This is a genomic window from Spirosoma daeguense (genome assembly GCF_054776875.1).
The window spans coordinates 46,343-70,492 of sequence record NZ_BAAHBF010000011.1; the positions used below are offsets into that span (position 1 = coordinate 46,343).

Here is a 24,150-nt window from a genome sequence, read left to right on the forward strand (position 1 = left end):
ACTTGTTTATCCCCAAAAATCAGACTTCTGATTTTGGCACTCACTGGATTGGCCAACGTAGCAGTATGGGCGCAAAACACCCAGAATTTGACTGATGAGCAGGTACAACAATTTGTGCAACAAACCAAGGCGAGTGGAATGACAGAAGCGCAAATTGAATCACTTGCTAAAACACGTGGATTCACTACGTCTGACATTAATCGTATGCGACAACGTATTAGCCATTTATTGGAAAAAACGAACTCGCCAACCGCGCAAGTTAGTGAGCTGAACGTAGCACGGTCGCAACCAGTCACACCAACAGCTCCTGTGGTGAATAAGGCAGTTACTACTACGTCGGAATTGCCCGTATTTGGTGCTACGTTATTTAGCAACAGCAATTTATCATTTGAGCCTAATCTACGTATCCCTACTCCGCGCCACTACGTTGTCGGGCCTGATGATGAATTGATTGTGGATATTTATGGGAATGCTCAGCAAACATATCGCCCAAAAGTTAGCCCAGAAGGTAGCGTACGGATTGAAAATCTAGGTCCTGTTTATGTAAATGGATTAACGATAGAACAAGCAGAACAACGTATCGTTAGCCGATTAAGGCTGCTTTTTCAAGGGCTGAACACACCGAAAAGTGGCATTTACGCACAACTTACACTCGGTAGTGTGCGCAGTATACAGGTTAATTTGTTGGGGCGGGTTGTTCGGCCGGGAACTTACACGATGTCATCACTGGCTACTGTTTTCAATGCCTTATATGCTGCTGGTGGGCCTGATCCTGAAAAAGGCTCATTCCGCACTATTCGTCTGTATCGAAATAATAGACTGATTCGGACTATCGATTGCTACGATTTTCTGCTTCGGGCCGATCAAAAAGACAATGTGCGCCTATTCGATCAGGATATAATTTTCGTAGATCATTATCAAACCCATGTTGAGCTGATAGGAGAGGTAAAGCAACCGGGTATTTATGAAGTACGTTCGGGCGAAACGCTACGTAACGTGCTGAATTTTGCCGGAGGTACTACCGATCAGGCATATACCGCTTCGATTCCTATACAGCGAAACACGTCAACGGATCATAAAATTATTACGTTGTCTGAAAATGAGGTTGTTACGTTTATACCCCAATCAGGTGATAAAGTTCGGATTGGGTCTATTCTGGGACGATTTACGAACAAAGTTTCAATTAAAGGGGCCGTTTTTCGTCCGGGAGACTATGCATTAGAGAAAAATTCCAGCCTAAAGCAACTTATCAAAAGTGCCGAAGGACTTCGCGAAGATGCTTTTCTTAATCGGGCACTCATTCAACGATTACGGCCAAACCTAGATCCGGAAGTAAGCTCAATTGATATTGGTAAACTGCTACGTAGTGAAATTCCAGACGTTCTGCTTCAGCGCGAAGACGTAGTACAGATTTTAGCTGTCGGTGAATTACGAGAAGAACGAAAAATTTCGATTCTAGGAGCTGTCAACAGACCCGGTACGTTCGATTTTGCTGACAGCATGACTGTTGCCGAGCTGGTAATTCGGGCGGGTGGGTTTTCGGAAGGAGCTACGGCGTTACGAATGGAAATTGCCCGGCGTGTTGCGAATGATACATCCGATTTATCGGAAGGGCAAAACCTCCGGTTATTCACGTTCGATATTGATAAAAATTTGCGATTGAATCCGGCCGATGCTCGCTTGATACTCAATCCGTTCGATCAGGTATTTGTGCGTACATCTCCGCGTTACGAAAAGCAGAAAAGCGCGGTCTTGTTTGGTGAAGTAAAATATCCCGGTACGTATGCCATCAGCACATCGACGGACCGTATTACGGATTTGATCAGCCGGGCAGGTGGTTTGAAATCAGATGCTTATCTGCCGGCAGCTCATTTTTCTCGGCAGAATGAACGGATATCGATCAAGTTGGATAGACTCCTGACAGATCCGCAGATTTCAGGTAATTTATTGCTCGAAGATGGGGATACATTGGTGATACCGCGTCGGCCAGATGTTGTTCGGATTCGTGGTGAGGTATTGAATCCCGCTACGGTCGATTTTGAGGCTAACAAGTCATTTCGTACATATATCGATGAAGCGGGCGGGTTTACACGGAAAGCCATTCGGCGACAAGCGTATGCCATTGCTGCTAACGGAAAAATTCAGCCAACTAAATCGTTTTTATTTTTTCGGCGATTTCCTGTCATAAGTCGTGGTGCTGAACTAATTGTGCCTGCCCGACCAACTTCTGAATCAACCAAATCATCACCTACCGAGCGAGTGGCACTATTGACGGTGATTGGCTCAGGTGTGGCCGTTATTCTGACTGCGTTGCGCATTTTTATAAACTGATACGGAGCAAATCTTCTTATATGAACTAATTTTTCTCAGCATAATATGATACAGCAATCGACTCGTTCTTCAGGCACATCAGCAAAATTCTGGCTGGATTTATCCTTGCCAAATTTGCTACGTATAAGCTGGGAGGGTCGTTCTGGATTGCTAAAAATTACCGGTTTAGCAACTATGCTGGGTGTAGCTGCCGCATTATTAACCCAACCTGAGTTTGTGTCGGAAGCCAGAATTATGCCCGAAATGAACAGTGGTTCAAGCGACGTAGTGAAACGGCTGGCATCGGTTGCGGGGTTTGCCGGAATGGATTTTTCAGATTCTGAAGGAATGGATGCTGTCCGTCCTGACTTGTATCCGAACGTAATCCAAAGCACACCATTCGGGCTTTATTTACTGGAACAACCTATTACTACGTCTGACAGTATCGTAACCACAATTGCCAATCTATTGATGACTTCCGATGGCTTATCAATTCGGCGTTGGTTTCGGAACGGAATTGATAAACGTGAAAAATTGACCAAACCCGTTACCGGGAAGCCAGTTCGACTGACCCGTCGTCAGCAGGATTTGCTGGAAGAGGTTGGGCGACGAGTGAGTGCAAAACTCGATACGCGGTCGGGCATTATTAGCATCACTGCCCAGATGCCCGATGCCAATGCGGCTGCATCAGTGGCTCAGTTGGCCATGAATTATCTGACTCAATACGTAACAGATTATCGGACAGAGAAAGCTCGGCAGGATTTACAGTTTTATACCCAACGGCTACAGGAAGCCCGACAACGGTATCAATCGGCTCAATACGCTGCGTTTCACTATAACGATCAGCATAAATACTACGTAGTGCAGGCGGCTACCATGGAAAAACAACGTACTGAATCAGAACTTGCAATTGCACAAACGGTTTACACCGAACTATCGCGGCAGTTTGAGCAGGCAAAGCTGAAAGTGCAGGAGCGAACGCCCGTTTTTAAGATTCTCGAACCCGCTAAAATTCCTGTTCAACGATCGTCGCCGAAACGCACGTTAATGGTACTGGTTTTTACTACTGTGGGCTTTATGGTGGGACTGATTTGGTTACTACTGCAACAGATTGACCTAACTGCAAAATGGCGTGCTACGTTACAGGCTTCTCATGGCGCAACAGAAATACATACTTCCTAAACCGGCTATCCCTTTGTTCAACGCACTTAAATCTAAAGAAAAACAGATTGCCGTTATCGGGCTTGGCTATGTTGGGCTACCGATTGCACTCGAATTTGCCCGTCAGTTTCGGGTGATTGGTTATGATATTAACGCTGAACGGATTGCGATGATGCAGCGGGGAGAAGATCCATCGCGCGAGATGACTAGCGACAATTTTGCTCAGGCTGATATTCTGTTTACGACGGATGTAAATGTTCTTAAATCGGCGCATTTTTTTGTAGTAGCCGTTCCTACACCGGTCGATGAATATAAAGTGCCTGATCTAAAACCGCTTCAACGGGCTTCTGAAACAATCGGACAGGTATTGAAGCCCGGCGATTATGTCGTTTATGAATCAACTGTATACCCAGGTTGTACGGAAGATGATTGCCTGCCTATTCTTGAGCAAAACTCCGGCCTGATGCTCGGACGAGATTTTAAGATTGGTTATTCGCCCGAACGTATAAACCCCGGCGATAAACTCAGGAAACTTCCTGATATTCTAAAAGTTGTTTCGGGTAGCGATGCCGAAGCACTTCAGGAAATCGCCGAGGTTTATCGGGCCATCATTCGGGCAGGTGTTTATGAAGCGCCTACAATTAAGGTGGCCGAAGCTGCCAAAGTTATTGAGAACGTTCAGCGCGATCTGAACATCTCGCTCATGAATGAACTGGCTATTATTTTCGATAAAATGGGCGTCGATACGCATGAAGTGCTGAAGGCTGCCCGAACAAAATGGAATTTCCTGCCGTTTACGCCCGGCCTCGTTGGTGGGCACTGCATCGGTATCGACCCATATTATCTGCTTTACAAATCCCGCCAGCTAGGTTACGATCCGCAAGTCATCAATTCTGGACGACGTATTAATGACGGCGTACCGGCCTATATCGTGGCGAAACTGCTGCAAATGCTGATCAGGCAGGGGAAAAACCCGCGACAGACAAAAGTGCTGGTGATGGGATTAACATTTAAAGAGAACGTATCGGATATCCGCAATTCAAAAGTCGTGGAGTTAGTACGCGAGTTGATGAAATACGCGATCAATGTTCACTTGGTCGATCCACACGCGTCACCAAACGAGGTTGCACACGAATACCGTATGACGCTGATGGATACACCTTCCGCCAATTACGATGCCGTTATCGTTGCTGTTGGCCATGACCAGTATCGGGCGTTAGACATACCGTACCTCAAGTTACTAATGACACAAAAGCCTATTCTGTTGGATATTAAAGGATTATATACTGTGTCGGCCGAAGATGGTATAGATTATTGGCGGATGTAAATACGTAACTTGTATGAAAATAGGAGTAATTGGAAGTAAAGGATTCGACACACTGGAATACAACATTTGCGACTCTTTACGTGTATTGGGTCACGAAATATACCAGCTCGATGTGACAGACATAACGTGGCTTCCGACTAAAATTAACTACTGGACTTCGCGATTCGTCGAACCGTATGACCGAATGATTGGTCTGTCACTGGCCCAAAAAATGGTCATCTTCCGACCTGAATTGGTTATTGTTGTCTACCGGAATATGCATCCAATTTTGGTCGATGAACTAAAAAAGCAACTCTCCGATGCCACTGTAATTCAAATCAATCCAGATGCGCTCTCAAATCTGGAAAAGCAGCAGATTCTTGCCAGTGATTTCGACTATTACTTCTCGAAAGAGACTTACATAGTTGATTTTATGAAAAATATAGCGGGCTTAAACGCATACTACCTCCCCGAAGGGTTTAACCCACGTATTCATAAAAAACCGCTCCTGGAAAAAGCTGAAGCTGAGCGTAATACTAACCTCGATGTACTGGTTTTTGGGAGCTTATATGCGTACCGGGCCCGGATGGTTGAACAGCTTATACGTGCCGGATTGAACGTAGCTGTTTTTGGAACAAAAGGACCTTACTTGGGTCAGCCCGTAAAAGCCCGATTTCGGCAACAGTATTTATCTGGTGAAACAAAAAATCAATTGTTGTTTGGTGCCCGAATCGTGATAAATACGTTGCATTATGCCGAAATAACATCTGTTAATCAGAAATATTTCGAGATAAATGGTATTGGTGGTTTTCAATTATGCGATTATAAACCGACGCTGGAAGAATACGCCCATGTTCCGGCAGAGGCAGTAAGTTATCAAACCACGAAAGAAGCTATCGATAAAATTCAGTACTATCTGGCTCGGCCTTCTGAACGGTATGAATTGGCTGAAAAACAATATACTCATTTTCAACAACATCATACGTTCGATACGCGCATGCGGCAAATGCTGGGTATTATTCACCTTGCTTCGTTCGTCAAAACGGCGAACGTATCACTGCTGAATAACCGATGAATAATACGGTCGCTTTATTGAAATCGCGCAATTATTCATTTGCTTTTCTGGTAAGTGGGCAAGCTGTAGCGGCACTGGCAAACGTAGGGTTCGGAAAATTAGCCGCGCTTTATATTTCACCTACCGAATGGGGTAACTATAGTTTACTGGCTGCGTTTATGATGTTGCTGCATGGATTGCTGGTAACGCCTACAATTCAATCCTTTAAAGCGTCTCTATTGGCTGGTAAATCAGTTGCGATTATCAATTTTTACAGCCATTTACTTGGCATAGTTTATAGCCTTCTACTTCCGGTTTTTATTATTCTCACTCTCAAACACGGCGCCCACGTAGTCTGGCTTTTCGTTTGGTTGACGGTTGTAGGGCAGGGCATATATACTTTTAGTAATGATTATCTGAACCTGAACGCTCAACATAAGACGTATTCGCGGCTGATGGTGTTCTATGCGTGTGGTAATCTGGTCTTTTTCGGGCTTATTGTTCTGGTCGGGAACGAACCCACTGCGCTGGGGCTCTGGAAAATGCTGGCGTTGCACAACGGCCTTTTTGCTCTACTGTCAATTTGTAAATCAAAGCGGTTTAACCCTGATTTTCAGTTTCGAATACAGTCAATTACTAACTGGTTTTCACCGAAATTACTACGTAGCTATCGGCACTACGTTTGGCCCTTAATGTCTTTGGCCGGTGTAAACTGGCTTATTCAATACGCTGATCGTTATCTCATTAAGCTCTATCTGACCGATGCTGACGTGGGGCAATACGCTGTCGGCTACAGTCTTGGTTCGAAAGTACTTCTTATGGTGGCTCCGCTAATCGCCTTTCTATCGCCCACCGTTTTTCAGCTCAAGGCAAATGGCCGACCGGCGCAGGAAGCAATTGATTTTCTGCTAATATATCTAAAACGATACGCTCTCGTGGGCGTCGGTTTATGTGCCTGCTTTTTCTGTGTGTATCAATGGGTTGGGCAACTGTTTTTGTCTGCTACGTATGAATCATCGTTTATCGTTGCGCCCATTGTGGCAACCGGATATCTATTTCTGACCTGCATACAGTTGCTGGAAATAAAATGGTATGCCTACGGACAAACGCATTTTATGCTCTGGCACAACGTAGTAGGCGCCATTTCGAACATACTGCTCAACCTCATACTCATACCCAGGATGGGAATTTTGGGGGCAGCACTGGCTTCATTACTGGGCTTTGGGTTACAGTTTCTGGTCGTATTCGGTATATTTTTTCGAAAGCACTAACCAGATATGAAGCGAATTCTCAGTTGCGGTATTATTTTTTTGTTTCTGTTTCTAAACGAGGAACTTAACATCTGGATAGCGCTATCTGTAACCCTTTCGGCTTATACATTTCTGAACTTCCTTTATCAAATCGGACTCCGTTTTGCCTTACTCGAATGTATAGTCTTCATTGCGGCATTAGAAATCCTGCTCATTCCGGCCACTACGTATTGGTTATTGCCCGATTCAATGCCTGTTGATTCCCAAACCTATTTCGGTTATGCGTTTCCTGCTTATGTAGCGTTTGTTCTGGGAATCAATAGGTTTACGCAACAGAGAGATACGAGAAATCACCGAGATTACATACAGGCTATAACAACTTATTTGGAAGACAAAAAGCAGATTGGCGTATGGTTATTTTGTATTGGGTTGGGGGGCTTTATTCTGAAAATGGCCTTTCCGGCAGCGCCAACAATCATAGGTTTACTGCCGTCTTATTGCCTGTTTGTTAGCGTGCTATATGCCTACTATTCGCGGAGTTCGTCGTTTCCTCTGATTGCCGGAGCTGTAATGCTGGTATTGGTTACATATACCATCCGACAGGGTATGTTTGGCGATCTGTTTTTCTGGGCTATGTTGCTGGGGCTTATGTTTACAACTGGTCTAGAACGATCCATTACGGTTGGTCAGAAAGTTGTGTTCATTGGGCTGGCGTTTGCTGCACTATTGCTTATTCAATCGGTTAAAGTCGAGTATCGTCTGAATACCTGGGGAAGCCAACGTAGCGAACGTAGCAGCGATGCGGGTTTAATGGCCGAACTCCTTTCCGATCGGTTGGCAAACCCAGAGAAGGTTCTCAATATTCGACATTTATTTAGCGCATTCGTTCGGTTCAATCAGGGAATGATGATTGGCAGTGCGATGGAAAAAGTGCCTATGCATGAGCCGTTTGCCAATGGCGAAGTGCTTTTATCGTTTATTTATCCGTTTGTGCCGCGTTTGCTCTGGCCCGGAAAACCTCAAACGGGTGGCTATGAAAACATAAGACGTTTTACGAGCCTCCCACAGCACGAGAACACGAGCATGAACCTATCGCCACTGGGCGAAGGATACGTGAATTTTGGGTACGCAGGTATTCTTTTCGCATTAGCTTACGGAACTCTACTCGGCTGGATTTTTCAGTTTCTATTACGTCTGTCGGAGCAAATACCATCGGTTTTTCTCTGGATACCGGCTTTGTTTTTTGGCTGCCTGACCATGGAGACCGACCTCCTCTCGACCTGGGGTAGCTTACTCAATTGCGGCATTTTTGTATGGCTTCTCTATTGGTCGTTTCCACGGTTTTCTATTCATCTATAAATGACGATCAATTATCTGCTACGTAGTGCCGGTACAGGCCATAGTATCGAAACGGTTTTTGATACGCTTCAACGAGAGTTGAGCAGGAGTTCAGACGTAACAGTGAATAGAATACAAATGCCCTATATCAGCAAAGGGCTACGATCAATCTGGCAAAACCTTCGATTCGCGGCCAGATTGCCACGTAACGGCTTATTTCACGTTACCGGCGATGTTCACTACGTAGCATTAGCCCTTCCTAAAGCGCATACTGTGCTGACCATACACGATTGCATTGCCCTTAAAAACAACCGAAAGAATCCACTACGTTACGCTATTTTCTGGCTCCTCTGGTATTACCTGCCCATTCGACGGTCGGCTGTTGTGACCACTATTTCCGAAAAAACCAGACAGGAACTTATCCAACTGATTGGTAACGTAGCACAGAAAATCGTAGTGATTCCCAATGCAATTCAGAAGACGTTTACGTATCAGCCCAGATCGTTTTGTGCGGCTCAACCAGTGTTGTTACAGATCGGAACCGCACCGCATAAAAACCTGCTACGTCTGATTGATGCGCTGGAAAACAAGCTTTGCAAACTGGTTCTGGTAGGGCAATTGTCCGAAGTCATTACTAATCAGCTTCAATTGCGTCAAATAACCTACGAGCATTACCAGAATCTGAGTCATCCACAGATAATACGTCTATATGCCGCTTGTGATATTGTCTGTTTTGTATCGCTGTATGAAGGTTTCGGTATGCCAATTCTCGAAGCGCAGGCTATTGGTAGGCCTGTGCTGGTGAGTCGCATAAGCCCATTAACCGAGGTGGGTGGTGAAGCTGCTTGCTATGTAAATCCAACAGACGTAGTATCGATTCGGGCAGGAATCGAAAGACTATGTGGAGACGAAGCTTATCGAGCAAAGCTGATTCGGCTCGGTCGCGAGAACGTAGTAAGGTTTACCTCAGAAAAAATTGTGGCCGATTATCGGACGCTTTACGACAGATTATCCTAGTGGATTATGCACAAACCGAAACTGTTGATTTTTGCAGAATATTTTTTGCCCGGTTATAAATGGGGTGGGCCAATTCAATCCGTTGCCAACCTTATTCAAATTCTTCGCGCCCACTACACTATTTTTCTGATAACCCGCGACCGTGATTTTCTGGATAAAGCTCCTTATGTCAACATACAGAGAAATGAATGGCTAACTCGCGATGGCTATCAAATTATGTATTGCTCACCGGATAAACTCACCTTGCTATCTATATATAAACTGGTTCGCGAATCGTCGTTCGATTTCACGTATACCAACAGCCTTTTCGGAAAACTCACGCATGGCTTGTTGTTGTTAAATTGGCTAACGGGCCGACGTATTATCATTGCCCCGCGTGGCGAATTGCAGCCGGGAGCCTTACGGCTAAAATCCTACAAAAAATATCCGTTTGTGTGGCTCGTAAAACTTCTATCGCGCGGCCAAATTGTCTGGCATGCCACCAACGTAGCAGAGCAGGAAGCCATCAAACGTATATTCCCGGCGTCACCAGTCGGAATAGCGCCGGTTGTACTCGCTCCTGATACGCCCAAACAACTTCAACCGCGTGCTACGTATCGGAAGCAGACTGGCCGGGCAAGGCTCGTTTTTATTTCACGAATTACGTCTGTAAAAGGGCTAACATTCTTGCTCGATGTGCTCAGTGATGTATCAACTAAGCATCGTATTGAGCTGGATATTTTCGGCCCAATTGATGATGACGTCTACTGGCGAAACTGCCAGAAGAAAATTCGAGAGATCGGGTCAAGCTGCACCGTTACGTATCGGGGGCTGTTGCCTCACGATGAGGTAAATACTACGTTGAAAAACTACGATTTTTTCGTTCTGCCTTCATTAAGTGAGAGTTTTGGTCACGCTATTTTCGAGGCATTTTCAGTCGGAATTCCCGTTATCATCAGTGATCAAACGCCTTGGCGAAATCTTGTTTTTCGGAAAGCTGGCTGGGATATTCCTCATCAGAAACAGCAATGGCTCGATGTATTGCGCGAAATAATTGCAATGGATAACGAGCGCTATAATGCGCTGTCGGAAGGCGCACGCTCGCTCGCCGAAACGTACATAAATGACGAACACTTTCTTGAAAAATACCAACTCCTCTTTTCCTGATAAATAGCCTAATGACCTTTTTCAGAATAGCATTTAGACATAGAGAATGCTGGTTGATTCATTCCTGAAGTTGCTTCGTTTTGCGCGTATCTATGGCTGGGCCCGAACCCTCAACAAGACGATGGCGCGAACTCGTTTTTCGCTAAAATATAGCTACATCCCCAAACGCCGAAAAGCAACGGTTGGTCTGATTGGCTGTGGTCAATTTGCGTTTAGTACGATTTGCTACTTCCTACGAAAACGGCGGGGTAATATCTTTCTAAGCGCGTTTGATATCGACACTGACAAAGCTGTTTCGCTTGGGAAGTATTACGGATTTCGACACGTAGCAGATTCCGCCAACGATTTGTTCGACCAGCCCGAACTAGAGATTGTATACGTAGCGTCTAATCACGCATCGCATACCGATTATGCAGTGGCGGGGCTTATGCATAGTAAAACAGTATATGTCGAAAAGCCTGTTTCAGTCAGTCGCGACCAATTGATACGTTTAGCGAAAGTTATCCGTCAATCAAGCGGAAAACTAGTTGCTGGCTACAATCGCCCTTACGCTAAAGCAACTCATCTGCTACGTCAATACGTGGTTTCGGACAACGTAGCAGGTTCTTTCAGCATAAACTACGTTATTAACGGCCATGCGCTTCCGTCAGACCACTGGTACCGAAATCCTGACGAAGGCACACGCATTTGTGGTAATCTGAGTCATTGGATCGATCTGACTATACATCTGCTTAGCTGGCGAAAGCTCCCTGATTGGTTCGACATTCAACTAGCCTGGGCCAATTCTGATGAACCGGATGATAATCTGAACGTAACACTTACCACTGATCTGCACGATCTGATTTCGATGCAGTTGACCGCCCGTTCAGAGCCATTTGAGGGAATTCGAGAGTCGATAAATGTGCAGTATAATAACCTGATTACGCATATCGATGATTTTCAAAAAATGACCCTGTGGCGGGGTGTTCAGAAAAAAACGTGGCGATTCTCACCCAAAGATGTCGGGCACGAAAGGGCGGTGCTTCAGCCTTTCTGTCAGGGCAATCGAAACTGGGCCGAAGTGGAGCTATCGACTCTACTAACCCTCTATATCCGCGATATGGCTCTTCAACGAAAAGCGACTGCGCGGTTCTGGGTTCAGGATGAGCTTGCTCGTTTCGAGTCCGATATCCAATCCCAATCAACACCTATTCCAGCTATTGACCCATGAAAATTCTGAACGTAGTAGGCGCCCGGCCTAATTTCATGAAAGTTGCTCCGTTGCATCGGGCTTTTCAGAACTTCGCCGACGTAACATCAAAAATTGTGCATACGGGTCAGCACTACGATGCGCAAATGAGTGATGTATTTTTCCGACAATTGAATCTGCCGCAACCCGATTATTCGCTCAACGTAGGCAACGGAACAGTAACCGAACAGACTGCCACTATTCTTCTCCGATTCGAAAAAATACTACGTCAGGAAAAACCAGATTGGGTGCTGGTGGTCGGTGACGTAACGAGTACGCTGGCCTGTGCGCTAGGAGCTGTGCAAATGGGTGTTCGGGTGGCGCATGTAGAGGCAGGGTTGCGTTCGGGAGATCGGCAGATGCCAGAAGAAATAAATCGTTGCCAAACGGATCAACTGTCTGATTTACTTTTTATAACGGAGTATTCGGCCTGTCAGAATCTGCTGCACGAAGGTGTCAGAAAAGAGCGAATTCATTTTGTTGGCAACGTAATGATTGACTCCTTACTGCATTATAGAGCCAGCGCAGCGTCAATAAATAACGTAGCAGCACTTGGCTTGAAAAGCGTATCCTATGCGTTTATAACCATGCATCGGCCCGTAAATGTCGATACGTTCGAAAATCTGGAGCGAATTGTTGACATCGTAACGGTGCTAGCTGAAAAACTTCCTGTTGTGTGGCCACTGCATCCGCGCACTCGCGCTAATCTGCTAAAATTCAATTTGTTTTCCCGACTAGCTAACATTGCTCAGCTTCATTTACTAGAGCCACAAGGTTATCTGGAAACCATCAATTTCATGGAGTATGCAACCGTTGTACTTACCGACTCGGGCGGTATTCAGGAAGAGACAACCTATTTACAGGTGCCCTGCCTTACGCTCCGAAATGCAACCGAACGGCCTGTTACTATAGAAATGGGTACGAATCAATTAATACCGGAACTAGATGCTCAGACAGTGTACAAAAACGTGCTGGATATTTTGGAAGGTAGAGCTAAACCGGCTGTTATTCCGCCACTTTGGGATGGCAGAGCCGCCGAACGTATCGCCGAAATAATTAAAGCAAACTGAAAACATAGCCTGAAAATCTAGAATGAAGCAACTTGTACAGCAGCTAAAAACAGGTAAAACGTTACTCGAAGAAGTTCCTGTACCACTCGTTGGCTCTGGTCAGGTATTGATCCAAACCCGCCGTTCGCTGGTGTCAATTGGCACAGAGCGGATGCTGGTTGAGTTCGGAAAAGCCAGTCTATTGGCCAAAGCCCGTCAGCAACCCGAACGGGTAAAACAGGTATTTGAAAAAATTCAGTCAGATGGTCTACTTCCCACATTAGAAGCTGTTTTTCGAAAACTCGATCAGCCTTTGCCGCTCGGTTACTGTAACGTGGGTACGGTGCTGGCAGTAGGAAAAGGCGTAGCTGACTTACGAATTGGCGACCGAGTGGCTTCGAACGGGCATCATGCCGAAGTTGTTTGTGTACCGCGTAATCTGGTGGTATCTGTTCCGGATGCTGTAAGCGACGATGAAGCGGCTTTTACGGTAATTGGTGCTATTGGCCTACAAAGTATTCGCCTACTCAATCCAACCCTTGGCGAAACAATTGTGGTTATCGGGCTGGGATTAATTGGCTTATTAACTGCCGATTTGCTACGTCTGAACGGGTGCCAGGTTATTGGTGTCGATATTGACCCGGTTAAATGCCAGTTAGCGGAACAACGGGGAATTATAGCTTTGAACCCTGCATCTGAGATCGACGTAGTGAAACATAGCTTGCTGTTAACCAACGGAATCGGCTGCGATGGCGTCATTATTACGGCGTCTGCCCGGACGGATGAACTGGTTTCGCAGGCTGCCCGAATGAGTCGTAAGCGGGGACGTATCATTCTGGTTGGCGTGGTGGGTTTGACCTTAAATCGAGCTGAGTTTTACGAGAAAGAGCTATCGTTTCAGGTATCCTGTTCCTATGGCCCCGGTCGCTATGATGATACGTATGAACAGCAGGGACACGATTATCCGTTACCCTTCGTTCGCTGGACCGAAAATCGTAATTTTCAGACTATTATTCAGTTGCTGGCGAATCGGCAACTCGACGTAGCATCGCTTATTACGTCGCGCGTTCCTCTTCCCGATTATGCTGTTATTTACGATCAGCTGGCTACGTCGAATCAGATTGCTGCGCTGCTCTATTATTCCGACCAGCCTATAACTTCTTCGAATGGTATCGTTCAGTCTCGAACGTTTCGTCCGGCGGCCGCTACAGTGGGCATTATCGGGGCTGGGAATTTTACACAGGCTACGTTGCTTCCGGCGCTCAAATCAACACCGGCCCATCTGAAACTGATTGCCAGTGCAAAAGGGCTAAACGCTACGTTACTGGCCCGGAAATTTGGGATTGAGCAGAGTACATCCGACTATTGCCAGATTCTTGATAATGAAGATATTAATACCTGTTTTATCACAACTCGCCATAATTCGCACGCTCAACTGGCCATTGAAGCGTTGCAGGCCGGAAAGCACGTTTTCGTTGAAAAACCACTGGCAATTTATCCTGAAGAGCTCGCGCAATTGATCGACACATACCAAAATTCCGACAGAATACTGGTTGTCGGTTTTAATCGTCGGTTTTCGCCTTATCTGGAGAAAGCGAAAAAGTTAGTAGGAGGGCGTCTTTCAGGAAATTTGCCGATGAACGTAGTAGTCACTGTAAACGCGGGCGCGATTCCGGCCAATAACTGGGTGCACGACCGGGCAATTGGTGGCGGACGTATTCTGGGCGAAGCCTGCCATTTTATTGATCTGGTGACGTTTCTTACCGGAAGCCGGGTTGTTCGTGTCTGTATGGATGGAATGGGACAGCAGCCCACCGAAACCACAGATTCGGCGTCGATGCTGCTACGTTACGAAAATGGCGCGACAGGTGTTATTAATTACTTCAGCAATGGCAGCAAAGCCTATTCGAAAGAGCGGGTAGAGGTTTACTCGCAGGAGCGGACGCTGATACTGGATAATTTTCGTCAGTTGACGGGTTACGGATTTCGGAAATTTTCGCGGATGGCAGGTAGGCAGGATAAAGGCCACACTACGTTGGTGCGCCAGTTCATTGAGCAAATTCAGGAAGGAGGGGAGCCACTTATTTCATTCGCCGATATTGTGAATACAACCCAGACTGCGTTAGCGGCTTTGCAAAGTTTGCGCGAAAACAGTTGGGTGAACGTAGCAGATATTGGTACTACGTCGGTACAAATACAAGCTGAGGCATGATATGTATCGGCTTGTTCTGGCGAACGATAAAACACCTGAAGATTCGGCAACTACTTTATCAAGTCATACACCGCCTGCGGAAACCCGCCCGATTGATATTGCCAAACGTTAATCCGAAAGTGTACTTCGTATTAGCTGCTGAAGCGGATAAACCTGTTGTGTGGCAAGACCGAATCTTTACATTTCTAAATCGCTCGGTTTGCTTTCCCGGAAAAATTGACTGGAATTACGCGAAGCAAGGCAAACTCTGGACGTATCAGCTCAACTATTTCGATTGTCTGAATCAGCCGAACGTATCGCCCGAATCTGGCTTGTTGCTGATCCATGATTTTATCGTCCAAACTCCGCAATTACGCGATGGGCTGGAAGCGTATCCAACGTCGCTACGTATCATGAATTGGGTTCAGTTTTTGAGCCGTTATCAGATTCACGACAGCGTAGTAAACGCCCATTTGTTTGCTCAGGCTGGTTTACTTCGGCAACGTTTGGAGTATCATTTGATGGGGAATCACTTGCTCGAAAATGGTTTTGCGCTTCTGGCAGCAGCGTTGTTTTACCAGAAAAATGACTGGTATCGATCTGCAACTAATGTAATACGTACCGAGCTGAGTGGGCAGATTCTGGCGGATGGTTGCCACGACGAACGTAGCCTGATGTACCATCAGATTCTGCTTGATCGGTTGCTGATAATATGGCCAATGATGATGCATGATAAGTGGCATAATGATCCTGAATTCACGAATTTTCTGGCCGAAAAAACTACTCGGATGCTGAGCTGGCTTGAACGTAGTACATTTCGGAATGGTGATATTCCAATGGTTAATGATGCTACGTTTGGAATAGCTCCAACGGCGGCTCAGCTTCGTCAGAAATTTCAATTGACCAATAGCCGAACTGATGAATCAATAAAAACGATCAATGATCAAAACGATACGTATCGACATCTGGAAAGTGGTTATCGAATGTTTCGCCAGTCTGCTTATGAACTTTTTGTTGATGTTGGTGCTGTTGGTCCCGACCATCAGCCCGGTCATGCTCATGCTGATACGTTTTCATTCATTCTGCACGTCAATAACAAACCCGTATTTGTTGATGCCGGTACGTCGACGTATCAGATTGGGGCGCAACGGGATTGGGAACGTAGCACAGCCGCCCACAATACGGTCGAAATCAACGGAATTAACTCGTCGGAAGTTTGGGGAGGGTTTCGGGTTGGTCGTCGGGCGCGTGTGAAAATTCTTCTTGAAACAACCGCTAAACTCATTGCGCAACATGATGGCTATCAACCCTATGGCATTATGCACGAACGAAGTTGGACAGTTGAGTCAAATCTGCTACGTATTACAGATCAATTGCTTGATATTGATGGGCAACGGATTGATAACCAGCTAGGAGTTGCTCGTTTTTATGCACATCCTTCGACATCTTTTACAATTTTAGGAGGTGTAGTAAAAGTCGATCTTATACATATTTCATTTGAAAGTGTAACTAATGTGAGTTTTTGCGTCACAGAATATCACATGGCGCAGGGCTTTAATCTACTTCAAGCTGCTCAATGTCTTGAAGTTATCTTTACAGGGCTACTGGAAACCGTCATTATGTTTCCTGAATGAGAATTCTTTACCTAACATTTTATTTTGAACCCGATATTGGTCCCGGCCCATTCCGAAATACGGCATTGGTGAATGAGTTAGCCCGCCAATTGTCGCCCCATGATTCTATTCATGTCATTACAACTCTTCCGAATCGATACCATTCATACCGACCAACTGCTTTTGAACGGGAGGTGTCTGGAGGAAGCGGATGTCCTGTTACGATAGAGCGCATTCGAATTCCAGCTCATAAAAGCGGATTTTTAGATCAGATACGTTCCTTTTACAGCTACTTTCAGTCGGCTCGTCAACATACCGCTACGTTGCCTTACGATATCGTTGTGGCTTCATCATCGCGTTTATTTACAGCATTTTTGGGTGCTAAGCTGGCTCGTCGGCAGCATATACCTTTGTTTTTAGATATTCGGGACTTATTTCGGGAAGGAATTCTTGGCGTTCTTAAAACACCGTTCTTTCGTCTGCCTTTAGATCCGATACTACAACTCGTTGAGCGATACACATTTAATTCGGCAAGCCACATCAATCTTGTGTCTGAAGGGTTTCAGGCCTATTTCAAATCGTTCACCAAGCCGACCTATAGCTATTATACCAATGCTATCGATGATATTTTTCTGACTATGCCTGCTAGCTCTCCGCAAATCGATCAGGTGAAAAGAGCTAAGACACTACTCTATGCAGGTAATATTGGCGACGGACAGGATTTACACAATATTATTCCGCAAGCAGCCCGGCAATTGGGAAACGACTATAAATTTCTGGTGATTGGTGATGGCGGAGGACGGAAAAAGCTGGAGGAAGTTATTTGTAAGGAGGAGGTGAAAAATGTTGAGCTACGCTTTCCGACCAACCGGCAAGACCTTCTTGTTGAATATCAGAAAGCCGATTATCTGTTTGCGCACCTTAGCAGCCTGGAAACGTGTAAGCATGTATTACCGTCCAAATTGTTTGAATACGGAGCCACCGACAAGCCGATTGTAGCTGGTGTAACGGGTTATGCGGCCGCATTTATAGATCAGTATTTACCCAATACCCTGCTATTTGAACCTGGCGACGTAGCATCGTTAGTGAATCTGCTACGTACTACGCCTTATCGAACAGAAGTTCGAACGGATTTTGTACAGCAGTTTCAACGTCAGACTATTTGTGAAGCGATGGCCCAGCTTATTCGGGATACAGCAAAAAAATAGGGCTAACTTCAAAGAAGTTAGCCCTATTTTGAGAGAAAAAAGAGGAATTATTTCACGCTTTTCCCAATAGCAATCAGATCTTCAGGTGATTGATAACCCAACACTTTTTTCAATACGCGGCCATTGCCATCAATGAAAAGCAGAGTAGGATACGCTTCGAGTGGATAAACCTGCGCCAGAGCAGGGCCTTCACCTTTTTCCATGTCCATCTTTACATTGATAAACTTACCGTTGTAGAATTCGCCAACAGCCTTTTTCGTGAATACGTTTTTTTGCAACATTTTGCAGGGACCGCACCAGCTTGCATAAGCATCCAGAAAAATTACTTTCTTCTCTGCTTTAGCTTTCTTCAGAATGTCTTTCCAGGCAGCATCCGTAAACTGAATACCTTCTTCAGCACTGGTAATAGTAGGTTTTTTATCACCTGCTACGTGGTTTTTGCCGGGGAGTGCCACTGCAAGCGTCGATACGGTTAAAAATCCAACCAGTAGCATGGCCATTAGCCCAAATACTTTTTTCATAATCGAACCGGTATTTCGGTGGTCTTTAGGTTTTTGAGGTAATAACGTGTCGGTAGCTTGTTTTCGTTTCCTTCGCGTCTACTTGTTTCGCGATTGATTAGCTAACCGAAGTCACAAATTACAAATCGTGTGCCATTCTGCATAATCTTTCCGAACTTTGCGTCCACTTTAGTCGACAATTATGCCTGTTAAGCAAGCCGAATTTCTGGTCAGTAATTCTGACCCAGCCAAATGTCCTGCCCCTGATCGGCCAGAATATGCCTTTATTGGCCGTTCTAACGTAGGAAAATCGTCACTGATCAATATGTTGACAGGACGTTCGTCGTTGGCGAAAATATCGGGCAAACCTGGCAAAACACAGCTCGTCAATCACTTTTTGATTGATAATTCGTGGTATCTGGTCGATTTACCCGGTTATGGATACGCGCAGGTTAGCAAAACTGAACGGGAAAAATTTGCAGTCCTGATTGATGGTTATCTGACCAGCCGCCCAAATCTACTGTGCATTTTTGTGCTGGTCGATTCGCGCATTGAACCGCAAAAAATTGACCTCGATTTTATGACAAATCTGGGTGAACGTGGTTTACCCTTTGTTGTTGTTTTTACCAAAACCGAAAAGGTGGGGCCAATGAAGCTTCAGCAGACGCTTGATACGTATCGGGCCAAACTACTCGAAACCTGGGAAGAAACACCGTCATTTTTTGTTACATCAGCAATGACGGCTGCCGGTCGGGAAGAGATTCTTGCGTTCATCAGGCCCTTGAACGAAGAGTATGTTAAAGAACAAAAAATGGGCAAAGTAAAGCTCCGGAAATAAGTTGTCGGCGGCTCTTGGCCAGTTAAGTGCTGGCTTTTTAACGAAATTTAAAGGCAATACACCCACTCAAAACACGTTACCTATTTACAAAGTCACTTATGGAAGCATTAAAACAGATTGCCAACGTTGCCGGTTACAGCGGCCTTTATCGAATTTTGAAACCTGGTCGGGCAGGCGTTATCGTTGAATCACTAGACGATAAAAAAGCCAAAACCATGATGGGCCCAACCGCACGGGTTTCTGTTTTGAGCGATATTTCGATATACGTATCCGACGATGATGAGCAATCGGTACCGCTAAGCGACGTACTGCTGGCGATTAAAGAAAAATATGAAGATAAACTGCCTGTTGATCCGAAAAGCGATAACAGTGAGTTAGCTGATTTTATGGCTGAGGCAGTTCCAAATTATGATGTTGAACGCGTTCGTGCCAGCGACATCAAGAAACTGGTAAGCTGGTATACAATTCTTCGTCAATACGCGCCGGAAATTTTCGACGTAACGACCGAAGAACCTAAAGAAGAAGCTGCTGCAGAGCCAGATACGACCGAAGTGGTTGAGGCACCAGCCGCTGAATCGCCTAAGAAACAAAAAGCACAGAAAGCATAAATCGTTTATTATAGTTTAGCTAGAATAAATAAAGTTTTTACATTTTCAGTGAGAACAGAAAGCCGCGATGACCTTTGGTTTCGCGGCTTTTTAGTGACGTAGCAATTGAGTTTCTTATCGTTGGGTATAATCCGACAGGGGAAGCCCATCGCCGTCATCACGAATGGCATTTAAAATCTTTTCTACTTCCTCGACACGTTCTGTATCGCCATTTTTCTCGAAAGCGAGCATCAGATTACGTAACACGCGCCGAACAATGTCAGTATTTGTGCAGGGCTGATAGAACGTATCCAACCGCTTGACATTCAACTGGTCGATATATTGATCGATGTCTTTAGTTGTGAAAATTAACCCCCGATTGAACACGTTGATGTAAAATTGAGCACTGCTGTCATTTTTGTACGTAAGCACAAAAAGATTAGGCAGATTGACACCGTAAATGGGCAAGTTCAATCGGCGGGCAATGAGCATATACAGTACGCAAAGCGTAATGGGATTGCCCCGTCGCGATTCGAGCACCTGATTAATCATGGAATTGGCCGGTGAGTGAAAATGCTTGGTATTCGGTGCAAATTTCAGCTTCGAAAAGAAAGCCGTATTCATGGCTTTCACCTGCTCATCGGGATGCAGATCGGTTTTGAAATCGACCCATGTATCATAAAATAACTGCTCAACATCTTGCCGGAGTTTTGCCAGAGAGAGATCTGGATATTGATACGTAGCAACAATCCAAAGCCCTTCCAGCAAATCCATAGCTCCCCCGTTTTTCCAGTCCCGAATTCGCTCCAGAACGGCCTCGTATTGAAGGTCATGAATAATTTCTTCGATACGTTTTTGCAGAGAAGGATTGAAACTGCCTTCCCATTCAGACTCTAATAATGGAATCATTTGACCGCCTAACTGGCGAATTCGCTGCTCAACGTGTTCTGCTACTTCCCTATCCTCGTCGTCTAAGAGCGAAATAAGGGCCTTCAATTCATTGTCATTCATGTACTTGTACTACTTGATGAGATGACCCTACAATAAAAACTGGTTGAAGAAACCTCCTGAATATACTACTTTTGTGGGGTTCTACGAGTTGCTATACTAATGTAGCAACAAAATTTTTATAAAAAACGGTTTGACTTCTTCAGGCAATTCCCCAAAAATCGTGGTGACAGGTGGGGCTGGATTCATCGGTTCGCACACGGTTGTTTCGTTGGTTAACGCTGGTTTTGAGCCAGTAATCATCGACGATTTTTCCAATTCTGAACGGTCGGTTCTTCAGGGATTGAAAGCCATTCTAGGCCGTGATATTACGTGTTATGATATAGACTGCAACGATGCTGAAGCAATGGCAGAGGTTTTCGAGCGGGAACAACCCAGTGGTGTAATTCACTTTGCAGCATTTAAAGCCGTTGGTGAGTCGGTCGCTAAACCGTTGAAATACTATCGTAACAACCTCGATTCGCTGCTACTTTTGCTGGAGCTGATGCCGAAATACAACGTACAAAACCTCGTATTTTCGTCGTCTTGTACGGTTTATGGGCAGCCCGAAAAGTTGCCGGTTACGGAGCAAACCCCACGACTTCCGGCACAATCGCCTTATGGTAACACCAAAGCGATTGGTGAAGATATTATCCGCGATGCCGTTCGGGCCGAAGTTCCCGTAAAAGCACTGGCGCTACGTTATTTTAATCCTATCGGAGCCCATCCGTCAGCCCAGATCGGCGAATTGCCTTTAGGAGTTCCTGCGAATCTGGTTCCGTTTATCACACAAACGGCGGCAGGTATTAGGTCAGGTTTGACGGTATATGGCGATGATTATGATACGCCTGATGGTACGTGTATTCGTGATTACATCGACGTAATGGATCTGGCCGACGCGCACGTAGAAGCGGTTCGGAAACTGATCGGATCAGGTGATACGTCCAGTTATGATGTCATTAATATCGGTACTGGACGGGGTGAAACGGTACTGAATGTCATCAAAACATTTGAACAGGCTACGGGCGTCAATGTAAATTACAAGATTGGCCCACGTCGCCCCGGAGATGTAGAACAGGTCTATGCCGACGTAACGAAATCGAAACAGGAATTAGGCTGGACGGCACGCCGTACGCTGGCCGAATCGTTACGTGATGCGTGGCAGTGGCAGCAGAAAATTAGTTCTAAAGTTGTAGAGTCATAAAGTTTACAGGGTGTGCAGGTTTGTGCCTGTCTACTTCAACTTTACAGCTTTACAACAGTACAACTTTATAACGTAAATTATGAAACTTCTCATTACCGGTGGAGCCGGCTTTATCGGATCGCATGTGGTCCGCCTGTTCGTTACCAAATATCCTGAATATCAAATTTATAACCTCGATGCTTTAACGTATGCTGGTAATCTGGCAAACCTCAACGACATTGAGCACGCACCGAACTATACGTTTGTAAAAGGCGATATTACGGATGCGAAATTTCTGGAAGACATGTTCGCCGAAATCGCTTTCGATGGTGTTATTCACCTGGCTGCCGAATCGCACGTCGACCGATCAATTACCGACCCGATGTCGTTCGTGATGACCAACGTAGTGGGTACAGTAAATCTGCTCAATGCGGCTAAAAATAGCTGGGCTGGAACCGGGGGCGCGTCTGCCTATGAAGGCAAACGGTTCTATCACGTATCGACCGACGAAGTTTACGGATCGCTTCATAATCCAGAGGAGTTTTTCACCGAAGACACCCACTACGATCCACAATCGCCTTATTCAGCTTCTAAAGCGGCATCGGATCACTTTGTACGTGCTTACGGCAATACGTATAAATTACCCGTAGTGTTGTCGAACTGCTCGAATAACTACGGCCCGAATCATTTCCCTGAGAAACTGATTCCGTTAATGATTCATAACATCCAGACGAACAAACCATTGCCGGTTTATGGTAAAGGTGAAAACGTGCGGGACTGGCTGTTTGTGGTCGATCATGCTCGTGCTATCGATACGGTATACCATAAAGGAAAGCAGGGTGAAACATACAACATCGGCGGCTTTAACGAGTGGAAAAATATTGACCTCGTGAATATGCTTTGCCAGATTATGGACCGTAAACTAGGTCGCCCAGAAGGAACTTCGGCTGGACTTATTACGTACGTTACCGACCGGGCTGGGCATGATCTGCGTTACGCTATCGACGCGAATAAAATCATGAATGAACTGGGTTGGCAACCATCACTCCAGTTTGAGCAGGGCCTCGAAAAAACGGTTGACTGGTTCCTCGAAAACCAGCAGTGGCTCGACAACGTTACGTCGGGTGCTTATCAGGGTTATTATCAGGAAATGTACGCAAATAGATAACAGGAGTGAGGAGTGAGGAGTGAGGAGTGAGAATCCATCCGGCTGCAATTTATCTTGCGACAGCCATTCTCACTCCTCACTCCTCGCTCCTCACTCCTTTCAACAATATGAAAGGAATTATTCTGGCCGGAGGCTCCGGTACTCGTCTTCACCCGCTTACATTGGCGGTTTCAAAGCAATTGATGCCGGTTTACGACAAGCCAATGATTTATTATCCGCTGTCGATTCTGATGCTGGCTGGTATTCGTGAGATTCTGATTATTTCGACGCCCCACGATTTACCTCATTTCGAAAAATTACTCGGCGATGGTGAGCGGCTAGGTTGCAAATTCAGCTATGCCTTACAACCTAGCCCTGACGGTCTGGCGCAGGCGTTTATTATTGGGGAAGAATTTATCGGAGACGATAAAGTTGCTCTCGTTTTAGGCGATAATATTTTCTACGGCTCCGGCTTGTCGAAATTGCTTCAGGCTAATAATGACCCTGACGGAGGTGTTGTCTATGCTTACCAAGTTCACGATCCAGAACGCTACGGTGTAGTTGAGTTCGATAAAGATTTCAACGTATTGTCGATCGAAGAAAAACCTGAAACGCCTAAGTCTAATTATGCCGTACCGGGTCTGTATTTCTACGATAATGACGTAGTAGAGATTGCGAAGAATATCAAACCGTCGCCCCGTGGTGAGCTGGAAATTACGGACGTAAACCGCGTTTATCTGGAGCAGGGTAGACTCAAGGTCGGTGTGTTAGATCGTGGTACGGCTTGGCTCGATACGGGTACGTTTGAATCGCTGATGCAGGCTGGTCAGTTCGTTCACGTAATTGAAGAGCGTCAGGGTTTAAAAATCGGCTGTCCGGAAGAAATTGCCTACCGCATGAATTTTATTAATGCCGAACAACTTGAAATCATTGCCAAACCATTGGTAAAAAGCGGTTACGGAGCTTATTTGTTGAATCTGCTTAAATAACTTTAACATACGTAGTACCAAAAAGCCCCAACTAACACTAGTTGGGGC

General features: G+C 45.5%; 20 protein-coding genes. 18 read left to right on the forward strand and 2 right to left on the reverse strand.

Translation table 11 applies throughout. The features are described 5' to 3' along the window. The first annotated feature begins 33 nt into the window (after positions 1-33). Genes ACYVD4_RS29425 through ACYVD4_RS29485 form a run of 13 tightly spaced genes read left to right on the forward strand, consistent with a single transcriptional unit; the run spans position 34 to position 17,871 of the window. The gene (locus ACYVD4_RS29425) at positions 34-2,331 is read left to right on the forward strand and encodes an SLBB domain-containing protein (protein WP_460951736.1); all 2,298 of its coding nucleotides are present in this window, start codon (positions 34-36) and stop codon (positions 2,329-2,331) included. A gap of 45 nt (positions 2,332-2,376) precedes the next feature. Further along, positions 2,377-3,492, forward strand: a complete 1,116-nt coding sequence (locus tag ACYVD4_RS29430; RefSeq protein ID WP_460951738.1) for a GNVR domain-containing protein — start codon at positions 2,377-2,379, stop codon at positions 3,490-3,492. Next, positions 3,464-4,798, forward strand: coding sequence for a nucleotide sugar dehydrogenase (locus ACYVD4_RS29435; protein ID WP_460951740.1), 1,335 nt, complete (start codon positions 3,464-3,466; stop codon positions 4,796-4,798). Before ACYVD4_RS29430 ends, ACYVD4_RS29435 begins: the two co-directional genes overlap by 29 nt. A 13-nt stretch (positions 4,799-4,811) precedes the next feature. Beyond that, entirely contained in the window at positions 4,812-5,852 is a 1,041-nt protein-coding gene (locus ACYVD4_RS29440) for a CgeB family protein (protein ID WP_460951742.1), read from the forward strand. Next, positions 5,849-7,102, forward strand: a complete 1,254-nt coding sequence (locus ACYVD4_RS29445; RefSeq protein ID WP_460951744.1) for a lipopolysaccharide biosynthesis protein — start codon at positions 5,849-5,851, stop codon at positions 7,100-7,102. The genes ACYVD4_RS29440 and ACYVD4_RS29445 overlap by 4 nt, the downstream gene beginning before the upstream one ends. Positions 7,103-7,108: 6 nt before the next feature. After that, positions 7,109-8,440: a hypothetical protein gene (locus ACYVD4_RS29450; RefSeq protein ID WP_460951745.1), complete on the forward strand. Its 1,332-nt coding sequence runs from the start codon at positions 7,109-7,111 to the stop codon at positions 8,438-8,440. Further along, entirely contained in the window at positions 8,441-9,436 is a 996-nt protein-coding gene (locus tag ACYVD4_RS29455) for a glycosyltransferase family 4 protein (protein WP_460951747.1), read from the forward strand. Between the two features lie 6 nt (positions 9,437-9,442). Beyond that, positions 9,443-10,582, forward strand: a complete 1,140-nt coding sequence (locus tag ACYVD4_RS29460) for a glycosyltransferase (RefSeq protein ID WP_460951749.1) — start codon at positions 9,443-9,445, stop codon at positions 10,580-10,582. A 46-nt stretch (positions 10,583-10,628) separates the two neighbouring features. Beyond that, entirely contained in the window at positions 10,629-11,792 is a 1,164-nt protein-coding gene (locus ACYVD4_RS29465) for a Gfo/Idh/MocA family protein (protein WP_460951750.1), read from the forward strand. Beyond that, the gene (gene wecB / locus ACYVD4_RS29470; protein WP_460951752.1) at positions 11,789-12,880 is read left to right on the forward strand and encodes a non-hydrolyzing UDP-N-acetylglucosamine 2-epimerase; all 1,092 of its coding nucleotides are present in this window, start codon (positions 11,789-11,791) and stop codon (positions 12,878-12,880) included. Before ACYVD4_RS29465 ends, wecB begins: the two co-directional genes overlap by 4 nt. 22 nt (positions 12,881-12,902) lie before the next feature. Then, positions 12,903-15,071: a bi-domain-containing oxidoreductase gene (locus tag ACYVD4_RS29475; RefSeq protein ID WP_460951753.1), complete on the forward strand. Its 2,169-nt coding sequence runs from the start codon at positions 12,903-12,905 to the stop codon at positions 15,069-15,071. Further along, complete coding sequence (locus ACYVD4_RS29480; protein ID WP_460951755.1) at positions 15,068-16,684, forward strand: heparinase II/III domain-containing protein; 1,617 nt, start codon at positions 15,068-15,070, stop codon at positions 16,682-16,684. The genes ACYVD4_RS29475 and ACYVD4_RS29480 overlap by 4 nt, the downstream gene beginning before the upstream one ends. Beyond that, positions 16,681-17,871: a glycosyltransferase family 4 protein gene (locus ACYVD4_RS29485; RefSeq protein ID WP_460951757.1), complete on the forward strand. Its 1,191-nt coding sequence runs from the start codon at positions 16,681-16,683 to the stop codon at positions 17,869-17,871. The genes ACYVD4_RS29480 and ACYVD4_RS29485 overlap by 4 nt, the downstream gene beginning before the upstream one ends. A 47-nt stretch (positions 17,872-17,918) precedes the next feature. Here ACYVD4_RS29485 and ACYVD4_RS29490 read toward each other — a convergent pair whose 3' ends face one another. After that, positions 17,919-18,392, reverse strand: a complete 474-nt coding sequence (locus ACYVD4_RS29490; RefSeq protein WP_460951759.1) for a thioredoxin family protein — start codon at positions 18,390-18,392, stop codon at positions 17,919-17,921. A gap of 181 nt (positions 18,393-18,573) precedes the next feature. On the opposite strand from ACYVD4_RS29490, the gene yihA reads away from it, so the two are divergent. Continuing rightward, positions 18,574-19,209, forward strand: coding sequence for a ribosome biogenesis GTP-binding protein YihA/YsxC (yihA, locus tag ACYVD4_RS29495; RefSeq protein WP_460951760.1), 636 nt, complete (start codon positions 18,574-18,576; stop codon positions 19,207-19,209). Positions 19,210-19,307: 98 nt separating this feature from the next. Next, a complete protein-coding gene (locus ACYVD4_RS29500) occupies positions 19,308-19,817 on the forward strand; it encodes a DUF5606 family protein (protein WP_460951762.1) in 510 nt (169 codons plus the stop codon). Between the two features lie 114 nt (positions 19,818-19,931). Here the strand turns inward: ACYVD4_RS29500 and ACYVD4_RS29505 are convergent, their stop codons facing one another. Then, positions 19,932-20,807, reverse strand: a complete 876-nt coding sequence (locus tag ACYVD4_RS29505; protein WP_460951764.1) for a transglutaminase-like domain-containing protein — start codon at positions 20,805-20,807, stop codon at positions 19,932-19,934. 130 nt (positions 20,808-20,937) lie between these two features. On the opposite strand from ACYVD4_RS29505, the gene galE reads away from it, so the two are divergent. The 3 genes from galE (at position 20,938) to rfbA (ending at position 24,102) form a co-directional block, all read left to right on the forward strand. Beyond that, on the forward strand, positions 20,938-21,987 hold the full coding sequence (gene galE, locus ACYVD4_RS29510; protein ID WP_460951765.1) for a UDP-glucose 4-epimerase GalE: 1,050 nt from the start codon (positions 20,938-20,940) through the stop codon (positions 21,985-21,987). Positions 21,988-22,066: 79 nt separating this feature from the next. Then, complete coding sequence (rfbB, locus tag ACYVD4_RS29515; RefSeq protein WP_460951767.1) at positions 22,067-23,134, forward strand: dTDP-glucose 4,6-dehydratase; 1,068 nt, start codon at positions 22,067-22,069, stop codon at positions 23,132-23,134. 107 nt (positions 23,135-23,241) lie between these two features. Beyond that, a complete protein-coding gene (gene rfbA / locus ACYVD4_RS29520) occupies positions 23,242-24,102 on the forward strand; it encodes a glucose-1-phosphate thymidylyltransferase RfbA (protein ID WP_460951768.1) in 861 nt (286 codons plus the stop codon). Positions 24,103-24,150 lie beyond the last annotated feature (48 nt).